Origin of the sequence: Rossellomorea sp. DA94 (genome assembly GCF_029834455.1) — a bacterium.
Lineage (GTDB): Bacteria > Bacillota > Bacilli > Bacillales > Bacillaceae_B > Rossellomorea > Rossellomorea vietnamensis.
This window is the reverse complement of record NZ_CP122397.1, coordinates 1825237-1839097: the sequence shown is the minus strand read 5'-3', so window position 1 is coordinate 1839097 and position 13861 is coordinate 1825237. Positions and strand designations below refer to the sequence as shown.

Sequence of the window (13861 nt, the reverse complement as noted above, 5' to 3'; positions counted from 1 at the left end):
TATGGATGCTCTATATGGACAAGCCCTTATTAAAGCTTATGCACGGCCTCGATAAACATGTCACCGCGTTGTTCAAAAGTACGATATTGATCCCAGCTTGCACATGCAGGGGACAATAATACGATATCCCCTTCCCGTGCATGCTCATACGCAACCGGAACCGCCTTTTCAACATTATCGACAGGAATAATCGTTTGTATCCCTGCCTTTTCCCCAGTCTTCACGAACTTCTCAGAGGTCTCTCCAAAGGTGATCAATGTTTTGACGTTTCCGAGGAATGGAATCAGGTCATCAAATTCATTTCCGCGATCCAATCCCCCTGCAAGCAGTATAGTAGGGGATTCAAATGCTTTAAGCGCACTTTTCGTCGCCAGGCTGTTCGTTGCTTTAGAATCATTGTAGAATTTGATGCCATTCATTTCCCGGACGAATTGAGTCCGATGTTTCACTCCGCCGAACGTACTCAATACTTTTTTGATACTATCATTTGACACCCCATATATTTTACAGGCTGCAACGGCACATAGGATATTTTCAAGGTTATGCGCTCCAGGAAGGACGATGGAGGATAAACCCACCACTTTTTCGTCTTTGAAATAAATCGAACGATCCTTAATATAGGCACCGCCTTCTATTTCCTTTTCGGTTGAAAAGCGAATTACCTGGGCTTTTGTAAAGCTGACCGTATCTTGTACATGCTCTTGGTCCCCGTTAATGATGAGATAGTCTTTTTCCGTTTGGTTTTTTGTAATATTGGATTTTGCTTTCCAATATTCGTTCAAGTCTCCATGGTAATCCAGATGGGCATCATACAAATTTGTAATGATGGCAATGTGCGGAGCGAATTCCTGGGTCCCCATCAGTTGGAAGGAAGATAGTTCGACTACCATCTTTTCGTCCTCTTTCGCATCCTGGGCCACTTCAGAAGCAACGGTTCCAATATTCCCGGCGATCAGAGGCTTTTGGTTATCCTCTTTCAACATTTCGAATAACAGTGTCGTGGTGGTCGTTTTTCCATTGGTTCCCGTGATCCCGATCATTTCCGCCTCTGAAATGAGATAAGCGAGCTCGACTTCTGTTAAAACGGGAATGTTCTTCTCCATCGCTTTTTTTATCAATGGGTTATGATATGGGATACCCGGATTCTTTATGACATATTGAAAGCCTTCATCGAGAAGCTCGATGGGATGACTACCGCATATGACTTTAATCCCTTCCTGAAGGAGCCCTTGAGCTTCGGGATTTTCCGATAAAGGCTTTTGGTCATTGACCGTAACAAATGCTTCTAACTTATGTAGGAGAGAGGCAGCACTTACCCCACTTTTTGCCAAACCTAATACCAGTACTTTTTTATGTTTGAATTTTGTAATGTTTTTCACTTATAACCACACCTCAATATAGATTCCTAAAACGGCAAAAAGTAATCCCACAGTCCAAAACGTGACGACGACACGCCACTCCGACCATCCGACAAGCTCATAGTGGTGGTGCAATGGGCTCATTTTGAAAATTCGTTTTCCTGTTGTTTTAAAGCTTGCCACCTGTAAGATGACGGAAAGAGTCTCAATGACGAATACTCCCCCAATAAGGATTAATATGATTTCAAGCTTAGTTAGAATGGCGATCGTGGCGATTGCGCCTCCGAGTGCAAGTGAGCCCGTATCTCCCATGAATACTTTGGCAGGATGGGCATTGAAGACGAGGAAGCCAAGAACCGCCCCCACCACCGCTACTCCGAAGATGGCAACATCATATTGGGATTGGCTCCACGCAAGTACAGCCAGTGCGCCGAATGCAATGGCACTTGTTCCGGACACCAAACCGTCCAGACCATCCGTCAGATTGACTGCGTTTGAAAATCCAACAAGCCAAAAGATAATGAATAAGCAATAAAACCAGCCTAATTCAAACGAAATATCCGTCAGTGGTATCGAAACAGTGGTCGGAAAGTCGTTTTGTTTAAAGATAAGATAGAAGATCACCGATATGACAATCTGTCCCAGCAGCTTCTGCTTGGAGGTCAAACCTAAATTCCTTTTCATCACGACTTTTATAAAGTCATCCAGGAAACCCAATAAACCAAATCCAACAGTCACGAGGATCATTAAATACGTTTCAGGGCCCGGTTCTGAATATTTACCGGTCATAACAAACGTCGTGATGACGATGGATACTAGGAACACGATTCCACCCATCGTTGGTGTACCGGTCTTTTTTTGATGCGACTCGGGCCCTTCATCCCTGATGCTTTGTCCAAACTTCAATCTTCTGAGGAAAGGGATAAATAATGGGGCAAGCAATACGGTTATGAGAAACGCCATTATGATGGTAAAAAAGATCACTTGTTCCATCATCGTCATTCCCCTCCCATTCCATCGGTTGGATCCTGTATAGATCTCTCCATAGTCATATCATTTGTTTGATGCTGTTCAGATTCACTGCTAAAAATAAACTTCGTCATAATTTCCCACTTTTCTTGATTGTAATTTTGTTTGTAACTCTCTTGTAAGTCTACATAAGCCCTGTATACATCTTCAACTATAAATAACGGAAAGTGATTGGGGACAAATGATGGGATTTCTTCACCCTTTCGCCAAAGGGAAGCAATCGCTCCTTTTTCAATGCTCCTAAAAAGGTTCACTTCATCACCTGCAGGTATATATAGTCCTTTCTCCATTCCCATCCTAGTTGAATTTGAAACTACTAAAAAGGAGTAGCCAGGCAAATGGATTCCTCTGGTTTCCGGAAACTTTTTTCTAACCTCATCATAAAGGAGCATTTCTACATCCCCTTGATGAAGTGTTTTGCCACTTCCCGGTCATCAAAATCGTATACATGATTCCCGATGATCTGATAGGTTTCATGCCCTTTTCCGGCAATCAGGACGACATCTTCCGGTTTCGCAAGACTCAAGGCTTCTTTGATCGCGTCTTTGCGATCAACGATCAATTGATATTGCTTGCCGACCACTCCGGCTTCCATATCCTTCAAGATGGCCTCTGGATCCTCTGTCCTGGGATTATCAGAAGTGAAAATGGCATAATCGCCATAATCACAGGCAATCTCCGCCATGATCGGCCTCTTGATCCTATCCCTGTCCCCTCCGCATCCTACCACTACAATGACATGGCCGTTTGTAATCGTCCTGATGGTCTCTAACACATTCTTCAAGCCATCCGGAGTATGGGCATAGTCGACGATGACCGAAAAGGGCTGACCTTCTGAAATGGTTTCAAACCGTCCCCTGACCCCTTTGGCTTTTTCGAGGCTCCTTATACTTTCATCAATTGGTATACCCGCAGCAAACGCTGTCGCTATTGCAGCCAGGGCGTTGTATACATTAAACTTTCCTGCATACTTTAAAACCATTTCCCGTTCCCCAAATGGTGTGACAAGGGTGAAGACCGACTCTGTTGCCCTAAGGACCACATCTTTTGCATGGAAGTCAGCTGATGGAGACAGTCCATATGTAATGACATGGGCGGCTGTGGACTTGATGAAATAATCAGATGCATCATCGTCCTTATTAATAATGGCATACTTAGGGGATTTCTTGAAATAAGTATTCCCTAATTGAGAAAACAATAAGCCTTTTGCATTACGGTAGTCTTCCATTGTTTTATGATAATCCAGATGATCCTGGGTCAGGTTCGTAAACACTGCTATGTCATAGTCACACCCATGCACACGTCCTTGATCCAAAGCATGTGAAGAAACTTCCATGATGGCGGACCTCACCCCTTTATCGCAGAATCGTCTGAACGTCTGCTGAAGAGTTAAACTGTCAGGCGTGGTATTATGGCTGACCTCCAACTCCTCCCCCACTTTGATATGCAGGGTTCCAATCAATCCTGTCTTCATCCCACTTTGAGTAAAAACATGATCGATGAGATGGGTCGTCGTGGTTTTGCCATTCGTCCCCGTCACTCCGACCAGAAGCAGCTGATGGGAGGGCTGTTTATAAAAATGGTCCGCTAGAATCGCCATCGCTTTCTTCGTATCGGGAACAATGATGACAGGAATGCCTGCATCCAGTCTCCTTTCTGCAAGGATCGCTGCTGCACCATTCTTCTCTGCCACCTCTGCAAGAGAGTGGCTATCGATTTCCAATCCATTGATACAAATAAATAAATCACCATTCTTTACTTTCTTGTGGTGATTCGCGATGTTTGAAATATCCGGATTCCCTTCACCATGTACTGAGAAAAACGGTAGTACTTCCAGCAAAGTGTGCAATCTCATCCTTTCAACTCCTCACAGGCAGAAAGCAACCTTTTTATATTTTACAAAAAAATATGAATGAAAGCTATCAACCTTTTAACTTAGTTCGATATCTTTTTTACGTCACGAGGACTGACACTTTATACCCCGGGGATCCATCCGTCCAAATCCCCGGCATAAATGAAAAGTATATCATGAAATGACGATCGTGTAGACCTTCTGGGCCATTATTCTTCAGATAGGTAGACCCTAACCTTTGAACCCTGTTTTATTTTCACTCCCGGGTCCGGAGACTGACTTACCACCTTTTCACCGCTTCCGCTTACATCCAGGTCAAGATTCACCAATTGTTCCTGCAGTTCATTTTTCGTCAATCCGACCAGATCCGGGGTTTCAATCAACGGAGTGTCGGTCCACGTCATCTCTTTTTCAATTTGACCTTTACGCTTCGGTACCCCCATTGCCTCCAGACTATCACCTATGATACTCCCTCCGATCGGGGCTGCCACGACTCCACCGAATTGAATCGTCCCTTTCGGATTATCGACAGCGACATACACCACAATCTGAGGGTCATCTGCAGGAGCCACTCCCATGAAGGAAACGATATGATTGTTTTCCAGGTACTTACCATCCTTCGCCTTCTGCGCGGTCCCCGTCTTTCCCCCTACCCGGTAACCATCTACAAACGCTTTCTTTCCGCTTCCTTTGGCCACTACACTTTCCAACGCTTCACGAATCTGCTTTGACGTTTCTTCGGAAATGACCCTTTTCTTGATCTGAGGGCTCTTTCTCATGACCACTTCTCCGGTTGAAGGGTCGATAAGCTCTTTTGCGATATAGGGCTGATACAATATTCCTCCATTGACTGCCGCTGACACTGCTGCGACCTGTTGAATAGGGGTAACGGCCACCCCCTGGCCAAATGCGGTTGTCGCCTGTTCTACAGGCCCGACACGGTCGAGGTTAAAGAGAATCCCCTTCCCTTCCCCTTGCAGATCGATCCCCGTCTTCTCACCAAAACCAAAATCATGGATATAACTGAATAATTTTTCTTTCCCTAACCTTTGACCCAACTCGACAAATCCCGGGTTACATGAGTTCTGTACCACTTCAAGGAAGGTTTGTGTCCCGTGTCCCCCACGCTTCCAACAGTGAAGAGTCGACCCTGCCACTTCGATATGCCCTGGGTCATGAAAGGTTTCTTTATAGAGATCCACCTTTTTCTCTTCGAGGGCCGCTGCAAGCGTAATGATCTTGAACGTGGATCCTGGTTCATACGTGCTCCAAATCGGTAAATTCCGATTATAGATCTCCTGGGGTACATTACGGAAATTAGCCGGATCAAATGTCGGCCTGCTGGACATGGCGAGTATTTCACCATTCTTAGGATTCATGGCGATGGCGATGATGCCATCTGGATTATACGTCGCCTCTGCGATATCCAATTCACGCTCAACGATGGTTTGCACTTTGGTATCGATCGTTAACTTTAAATCCAATCCATTCTCCGGCTTTTCAAAATCATCGGCCATATCAGGCATTCTCTTTCCTTTGGCATCGGAGAAGAATTTCACATACCCTTTATCTCCACTAAGCTCTTCATCATAAGAAAGTTCGAGCCCCATGAGCCCTTGATTATCGATTCCTGCGAAGCCGAGTACATGGGATAAATAACTTCCATATGGATAATAACGCTTAGAATCCTCGCCTAAGTACACGCCTTTCAAATTTAAATCCCTTACCTCTTTCGCTTTTTCATACGAGATCTTCCTTGCTTCCTTTATCAGCACCATATTGGCTTTCTGTGTTACATATTTATATGCAGACTCAACTGAAATATTAAGAACGGCTGCCAGTTTATCCGCTGTTCCTTGAGGGTCCGTAATTTGTCGTGGAACGACAAATATAGTCGGTGCACTTTGATTCCCTGCGAGTTCTATTCCATTTCGGTCGACTATTTTCCCTCTCTCAGGTTGAAATGGGATATTTCGACTCCAGGAGTCTTTTGCCAAACCGGTAAGCCAGTCCCCTTTAAAAAACTGAACATACCCCAGCCGGATATCTATGATGGAGAAAATAAGGACTCCTACTATAAGCGCTACTGCCAACCTCTTCCTTACCGTTACATTGGATACTCTTTTCACAAATGGAACCTCCCCTTCTATGGCTCGTTCCATTATATGCTTGGACTCATGGTGGTATGTTTCAATTCAATGAAAGAGTCCGGGCTTTCGGCAGGGGAATAGGGTTTTATGAATGGATGGACAAAAAGGGATGACTCCGGTAATTGAGTCATCCCTTTTGGTTAATTCAGCTGTTCTTCTTCTTTTTCTTTCGGTGCCACCGCTTCTTCAGGGGTCTTGAAGTTGACGACGAGTGGCTCATCTTTCTTGACCTTTATCCCAGGCTGTATATTCTGACTGAAAGCATATCCATTTCCAACCATATTAATCTTCAGACCGGCGATATTGGCTACCTTAAAGACATCCCTTACAGACCACCCCTTCATATCGGGAATGGTAATGTCTCCATCGGTTTTGATCACGACTCTTTCCCCTTCAAGAGTGGCATTTCCGCCTTGAGGAAGCTGTTTGACCACTTGTGAACCATTTCCGACCACAACTGGAGTCACGCCTGCTTTTTCCAGTTCTTTTTTTGCTTCTTCCACGCTCATGTCCCTCGTTTCAGGGAGTGATTGTTTCTTTAGGCTCACTTTTTCCTGAGGTTTAATGTTCAGGTACTTTAAGCTGTTTTGCATGACGGGATTGAAGACCGCAGAGACCGGATCTGATCCGATTTCAGTCGGTTCCAGTTCAGGCTGTTGGACCCCGACATACACGATTAACTGAGGGTCGTCGATAGGGGCCATACCCATAAAGGAGAAAAGATAATTTTCCTTTCCGACCATATAACGGCCATTCGATGGATCAGGTATCTGACCCGAACCGGATTTACCGCCGACACGATATCCTTCTATTGCAAACTTCTGTCCTGTACCATGTTCAGATGTGACAGTCGTCTCCAGGTATTCCCTCGTCTTGATTGCCGTTTCCTTCGTGATGGGGCTTCCTGAAACTTCAGGCTTCGTCTCTTTGATGACTTTCTTTGTATTGGGATCGACGATCTTTGAAATGACATAAGGCTTCATCATTTTCCCATCATTGGCAATCGCCGACTCCGCCTGAATCATTTGAAGCGGTGTGACGGTCGTACCTTGACCAAAAATCGTCGTGTATTTTTCAATCGGGTAATGATACAATATCGAACCCGATGCCTCATTTGGCAGTCCTACGTCTGTCGCTTCACCAAATCCAAAGTCATGTAAATAGTTTTCATATTTCTTAAATCCGATTTTATCCAATAGGTTCGCAAATGCAACATTGGAAGATCTTTGAACGCCTTCAAGGAATGTAATCGTTCCCCAACCTTCTCCTCCATTGTGATCCCGGATCGGGTTTGGAACATTTTCCACATAATACTTACCAGATTCATAGGTTTCATTCGGATTGAACTTACCTTCATTCACTGCAGCTGCAAGGGAAAAAGACTTCATCGTGGAGCCTGGTTCATACGTATCTTCAACGATGATGTTGGTCCAGTTATCCAGGAGCCCCTCTCTTGTATCCGGGTGGAATGTAGGTCTTTGACTCATGGCAAGAATCTTCCCTGTTTTCGGGTCGGATACGATCGCAAACATTTTCTTAGGCTTATATTTTTTTTGGACTTCATTCATTGCTTCTTCCAGGAAGGTTTGAATCTTCTTATCGATGGTCAGATATAGGTCATCCCCATCTTCAGGCGGGGTAACATGTTCGTCTGAATTCGGCAGGAGATAGCCCCACACATCACTCTTATAAGAAACAGATCCATCCTTGCCTTTCAATACATCATTGAAACTTGCTTCCACTCCCATTTTACCCACGGTCGTAGAATCCCCATCGTCGTCGGTTTTTTTCTGTGCGAACCCGATAAGATGGGAGGCGAAAGAGCCGTTAGGATAAAATCGCTTCGCTTCCTTCCTGAATGTAACGCCAGGGATATCTTCTTCTTTAATGTCAAGCATCATCTGATGGGATAAATCTCTTCCTGCAGCACCGAATTCCACTTGATACGGACCTTTTTTGTTTAACCGGTCATAAATGTCACTTTCCTTCATATCAAGATACTTGGCGAGGACTTTGGCCGTTTTTTCAGGGTCTGTCACATGCTTGGGTTTCTTCGGATCACTGGTAATGCTTGGATCTAATATCGCAACCAGTGTATAGGCGGATGTATCCTCTGCGATGACTTCCCCTTTCCCGTCAAAAATGGTTCCTCTATGTGCTTCTAGAATATGACTTTTGATATATTTTTTTGCCGCTTGTGATGCCAGGACCTTCCCTTCCGCTTCTCCCGTGACCTGAATAGTGACGAAGCGGACCATTAATACAAAAAAGAGCAAGCCGAAAATCCCGAAAAGGATGGCTGCCCCTATGTTCATACTTGGCCTTTTTTTCATTATTGTTCAACAACCTTAACGTTCTTTTCTTTCAAGTTAAGTCCAAGTTCCTTTGCTTTTTCGAGAATACGCTCATACGTACTAAGTTCACTTACTTGGAGTTTCAGGTCATTGTTCGCCTTTTCCTGCTTTTCAATGGTCGTTTCTACGTGCTGAACCTCTTTGTTGACGTCATAAATGGCTGCCTGGGTCGAAACAATTTGAACCGCCAGGATACAAAATACCATTGCGAAGATGGCCACAAGGATTTTCTCACCCGGTGTGACAACGGACGTTCTTTCTTCATTCAGACGCTTGGGTTTGGCTTGAACGGACTGATAGGATTTCTCAACATTTTGCTGCTCATACTTTCTCGCTAAGTTACTCAAAATTCTCCCTCCTGTTTCCTTCTTTTTATATATTTTTTTCTGCGATTCTCAATTTAGCCGACCTGGCCCGATTATTTTCTTCTAATTCTTCTTCGCCAGGCAGGATCGGTTTTCTCGTAATCAGTTTAAGTTCTGCTTCATACCCCTCTGGGATAATAGGTAATCCTGGAGGCAAATCAGGTCCTGATGCTTTTTCCTTGAACATGGTCTTACAAATCCGATCTTCCAGCGAATGAAACGTAATGACGCTCACCCTTCCACCCTTATGAAGGAGCTGTATTGCCTGCTCCAAGGAATCTTCGAAAGCTCCCAGCTCATCGTTCACGGCAATACGGATTGCTTGAAACACCCTCTTAGCTGGATGGCCACCCTTTCGCCTTGCGGGTGCCGGAATTCCATCCTTGATCAATTCCACAAGTTCCCCCGTGGTTTCAATCGGTTTCACTTCACGCGCCGCTTCGATCTTTCTGGCGATTTGCTTCGAGAATTTTTCTTCTCCATATCGATAAAAGATCCTGACCAAATCTTCAAACGACCAATGGTTAACCACATCGAACGCAGTTACTTCCCCTTGTAAATCCATTCTCATGTCAAGAGGTGCATCATGGTGATAACTAAATCCCCTTTCTGGAGTATCCAGTTGAGGTGATGAAACACCAAGATCGTATAAAATCCCATCCACATTATGTACTCCGAGGTGTTCAAGTTCTTCTTTGATGTGTCGGAAATTTGACTGGACGAATGTCACTCTGTCCTTATAAGCAGAAAGCTTTTCTTTTGCATGGTTGATGGCTGTTTCATCCTGATCGAAGCAATACAGATGCCCTTCAGGCGATAGCTGACTGACGAGATATTCACTGTGCCCTGCACCGCCTAGCGTACAATCTACATATACTCCATCTTTTTTGATATCCAGGCCGTCTACGGTCTCTTTCAATAATACAGTTGTATGTTTAAACATGTTGACTTCACCTTTCCAATCGAACGTTTTGTGGGGGGCTAAATATCAAATCCCTCCATATTCTCTGCAAGCTCAGCAAATGAATCTTCAGACTGTGTGAAATAGTCTTCCCATAATGATTTACTCCAAATCTCAATTCGATTGGAAACTCCTAAAATAATGCATTCTTTATCCAATTGTGCATAATTCACAAGTGTAGCAGGAATATTCACCCTACCCGTTTTATCCAGTTCACTCTCGGTTGCCCCCGAGAAGAAGAACCGAGTGAAGGCACGGGCATCTTTTTTAGTCAGCGGCAGGGCTTTAAGCTTCTCCTCAAGGGATCGCCATTCATCCATGGGGTAACCAAATAAGCACTGATCAAGTCCCCGGGTGATGACAAATGAATCCCCGAGATGATCACGGAACTTGGCAGGTACAATTAAACGGCCTTTATTATCAATGTTATGTTGATATTCGCCCATGAACATATGCACTGCCCCCACTTTCTATCACAAATGTACCACATCCCCCCACTTTTCTCCACTCTTTTCTATATTCTTTCCTTACAAAATATTTCCTCTATTTTTCATTAGTGTTTTTCCTGCTTTTACAGACAAATTTCCAAGGTTGAATTTTGTCTGTAAACAACAGAAAAAGGACCAAATTCGCATATCAGAACGAATTTGGTCCTTTTTTCATTTGACCGATCAGATATAGATCACTTTATGAGTGCCATCAAAGGAATAATCGAGGGCGGTCAGGTCCCTTATGAAAGTGGGGCCATATTTATTTAGGAAGTAAAGGACATTCCAGGTTCTTTCCTGTGGTCCTTCATTTGGTCTGATACTGTTTTCCACTTTCGTGAATTGGGTGAAGATCAAGGAGTGCTTATCTTTTAACGCTTTATCAATTTTTTTGCGTAAATAATCGAACTGACCATGGTGGAATTCAAGATTCTTATCAAGGATCGGATTTAACCCCTGATCAATCGAGATGGCCTGTTTACGGATTTCCTCATATCGGCGTTCGAGTTCATCCTGAATGCTCTTCAGTTCCTTCTCTATCCCTGGTCGCTCAAGAGATTTCCAAAAGGCATCCCTGGCAGTTGCCACTCCTTCTGTAATGACTCCGTGAAGGGATAATTGGAGGTCTTCGATCCTCTTATTTATATCCCTTTCCACTATGGTGATATTCAACCTTGGTACAACAGGAGGCATCTTCAAATTTACATATTCAAACGCTCTTTTCAATTCTCCCCAGTAGGCTATTTCACCGGGGCCCGCGATGAACGCCAGGTTCGGGAATAACCATTCCTGCATCATTGGTCTTGTGACGACATTATTACTGAATGATTGGGGGCTTTTCTCCAAAATAGATAATAACTCAACGGAAGAGTATGTGTTTCCGCTATTTTTTTCAAAAAACGTATCCCCATCCCGATCTAACAAGGCCCGTTCATTCTGAACCTGCAGAAAAAGATTGGCGGCAGATGGAGAGATCTCCAGTTGAGTGTGAAAACCACTTTCCCGGATGTCACGCTGCTGCAGAAGGACCGCATCCGTTATCGACTGACTGTTTTCAATCAGATGACGAAAGTGTGCCGTTTCCAGTTTCCTTAGCGGAGGGTGGGAGGAATCAATGACCAGTAATCCGAAATCCTTGAATAGACTCATGACGATATGGGCAAAGAAGCGGACGATCGACTCTTCCTCATCGATCATCTGATGCAGCTCCTCTGAAAGCTGTTTTGAATGTTCCGTCTCCCCTAAAGCGACGAGAATGTCATCGAGCCATTTCTTCATCACTGATTTAGAATACGTTATGTGAGAGGTCATCTTTTTTTCCAATACTCTCTCGGGATACCCCACCTTTTCAAGCTTCGACCCTTTTTCAACGTATATATGATTCACTTCCTGATAATCATGGTCTTCACCTGCTATCCAAAAAACCGGTACAACCGGGTGCTTAAGGCGCGCTTCCTGCTGCCTGGCCAATTGGATGACTGAAATGATTTTATGTATGGTATAAAGAGGACCGGTCAATAGACCTGCCTGTTGACCTGCCACGACGGTAACCGCATTATCCCTCAGTTTCTCAAGTGCCCCTTCTACTTTATCTGAAGAAGGCAGGCCTTTCATATAGGAAGAGATACATTCTGAGAGACCCTCCCGAGGGAAAGTACGTGATCCTAAATCCTCCATCCGTTCCTCATAAACGGATGGTTTATTGATATTATAATGAAAAAAAGAAGTGACAGGCTCTTCTTGTTTTAAATATTTAGACGCAAACTGATTTATTGCTGGAATGTTTAAGCTTTCCAATTCCATATGAATTACTCCTTTTCTAGCTCTTGATATCCTAACGATGAGTATATCATTCCACATAAGGAAAAGGAAAAAACTTGCCTGCTGAATTTTAATACAGTTCCAGGATTCGGAGGACGAGGCCCGTAATCATCAATGTGATATAGGCAGTAAAAAATAAAAGGAAGTTCACCCGCCAGAATCCTCTGAGCACTTTTGGGTATTCGATCTCACCCTTTGCTTTCCAATACATGATGGCAAACAGCACCCCGATTGAACAGATCACAATAAATATGAGCCACAGATAGGACGTCCTCCATATGGCAATGACAATGAAATGAACAGATACAATCAAGAGAAATGTCGTAATATCAATGGCGATATGCACAGCTCTCCGGTGACTCTTTAAAATTTCCTTAGCAAGAATAAAACTGATGAAATACCCCAAAAATGGAATCATAACGAAAATGGCAATGATCGTCGAAAAAATGGAAGCCATTTTATCCCCCCAGACCTTCTCTTTCTATTCCTTTAACTAATTTGTAAAGTAGATTCATGATGGGTACAAAATGGTGTTCTTTTTGGGCTTTGTCCAGAAGGACGCCAATGATCGATTCAATTTCCGTCTTTCTTTGTGATTCTATGTCTTTTAACATGGAAGATCTGTTCTGATATGTATTCCGGCAGATATCGACTACTTTTTCGAAGGAAATATTCCCTTTCATTTGAGGAAATAAGAGAAGCATCTCGTTGAATAAATCCTTCTGCAAACCATGGAAATAAGGGTTTTCAACAAGCTTACCGTTCGTCACACCCGTTAAAGCTGTGAGCGGGTTGATTGATACATTGACGAATAACTTAGTCAGGAGCATTTTCTCGAAGTCTTTCCGGATTGAAAACCGGAAGGAATCAGTACTCTTTGATACTATTTCTTCTATCACATGCCAATTCCCTCTAATTAACGCAATATTCGTCTCTGCTTCCCCTAAATGGTGAACGGCGGCGTCATTTTCCTTCATGGCTCCATGATCCACCGAGCCCGCGACCAGATGCCGATGAGGTAATGATTTCACCCAATCAACATGACCTATTCCATTTTGAACAAACAGTAGGGGCACGTGAACTCCGAGTTCGACGAGTTCCTTTCTAAGAAACGGGAGATCATATTCCTTTACAGCTACAATCACAAGGTCGAATTCCTTCTCCGTTTCGGTTTCTTGTACGGCTCCTACCCTGGTTGTGATGGCCGACCCTTCTTTATAGATGGTAACCCCATTTTCCAACAGTGAGCGAACTTGAGACTCCCTCCGAACGATAAGGGTTACATCAAATAACCGGCCAAGATAACCGGCAAATAAAAGGCCGACCGCTCCTCCTCCAATGATTCCAATTTTCATACAAACTCCTTCTTTTTCATCGTTTATGAACATTTTACCAAATTTTTCTGAGTGAGAAAACGATTATAGGCAGAAAGAATCAATCCTTTTCGAAAGAAAGGGCCCGTTCAAAAGGAACGAGCCCGGCA

12 protein-coding genes are annotated in these 13861 nt (G+C 43.8%); all 12 read right to left on the bottom strand.

From position 1 onward, the window contains the following. Window positions 1-29 precede the first annotated feature (29 nt). On the bottom strand, window positions 30-1379 hold the full coding sequence (gene murD / locus P8596_RS09595; protein ID WP_279726708.1) for a UDP-N-acetylmuramoyl-L-alanine--D-glutamate ligase: 1350 nt from the start codon (window positions 1377-1379) through the stop codon (window positions 30-32). After that, the gene (gene mraY / locus P8596_RS09590; protein WP_034755857.1) at window positions 1380-2354 is read right to left on the bottom strand and encodes a phospho-N-acetylmuramoyl-pentapeptide-transferase; all 975 of its coding nucleotides are present in this window, start codon (window positions 2352-2354) and stop codon (window positions 1380-1382) included. Window positions 2355-2356: 2 nt separating this feature from the next. Next, window positions 2357-2677, bottom strand: a complete 321-nt coding sequence (locus P8596_RS09585) for a hypothetical protein (protein ID WP_224520310.1) — start codon at window positions 2675-2677, stop codon at window positions 2357-2359. A 104-nt stretch (window positions 2678-2781) separates the two neighbouring features. After that, window positions 2782-4242, bottom strand: a complete 1461-nt coding sequence (locus P8596_RS09580; RefSeq protein WP_279726707.1) for a UDP-N-acetylmuramoyl-L-alanyl-D-glutamate--2,6-diaminopimelate ligase — start codon at window positions 4240-4242, stop codon at window positions 2782-2784. A gap of 206 nt (window positions 4243-4448) precedes the next feature. Beyond that, window positions 4449-6368 (bottom strand): stage V sporulation protein D, encoded by a 1920-nt coding sequence (locus tag P8596_RS09575; RefSeq protein ID WP_279726706.1) that lies wholly within the window; start codon window positions 6366-6368, stop codon window positions 4449-4451. Window positions 6369-6529: 161 nt separating this feature from the next. Beyond that, a complete protein-coding gene (locus P8596_RS09570; protein ID WP_279726705.1) occupies window positions 6530-8722 on the bottom strand; it encodes a penicillin-binding protein in 2193 nt (730 codons plus the stop codon). Next, a complete protein-coding gene (gene ftsL, locus P8596_RS09565; RefSeq protein ID WP_224520313.1) occupies window positions 8722-9090 on the bottom strand; it encodes a cell division protein FtsL in 369 nt (122 codons plus the stop codon). The genes P8596_RS09570 and ftsL overlap by 1 nt, the downstream gene beginning before the upstream one ends. Window positions 9091-9115: 25 nt before the next feature. Beyond that, window positions 9116-10051 carry a 16S rRNA (cytosine(1402)-N(4))-methyltransferase RsmH gene (rsmH, locus tag P8596_RS09560; protein WP_159361839.1) on the bottom strand — a complete coding sequence of 312 codons (936 nt, stop codon included), beginning with the start codon at window positions 10049-10051 and terminating at the stop codon, window positions 9116-9118. A gap of 38 nt (window positions 10052-10089) precedes the next feature. After that, window positions 10090-10521 carry a division/cell wall cluster transcriptional repressor MraZ gene (mraZ, locus tag P8596_RS09555; RefSeq protein WP_254653743.1) on the bottom strand — a complete coding sequence of 144 codons (432 nt, stop codon included), beginning with the start codon at window positions 10519-10521 and terminating at the stop codon, window positions 10090-10092. Between the two features lie 219 nt (window positions 10522-10740). Next, window positions 10741-12360, bottom strand: coding sequence for a bacillithiol biosynthesis cysteine-adding enzyme BshC (bshC, locus tag P8596_RS09550; protein WP_254651294.1), 1620 nt, complete (start codon window positions 12358-12360; stop codon window positions 10741-10743). An 88-nt stretch (window positions 12361-12448) separates the two neighbouring features. Then, window positions 12449-12835 carry a DUF3397 domain-containing protein gene (locus P8596_RS09545; protein WP_279726703.1) on the bottom strand — a complete coding sequence of 129 codons (387 nt, stop codon included), beginning with the start codon at window positions 12833-12835 and terminating at the stop codon, window positions 12449-12451. A gap of 1 nt (window position 12836) precedes the next feature. Continuing rightward, window positions 12837-13733, bottom strand: coding sequence for a 2-dehydropantoate 2-reductase (locus tag P8596_RS09540; RefSeq protein ID WP_254651293.1), 897 nt, complete (start codon window positions 13731-13733; stop codon window positions 12837-12839). Window positions 13734-13861 lie beyond the last annotated feature (128 nt).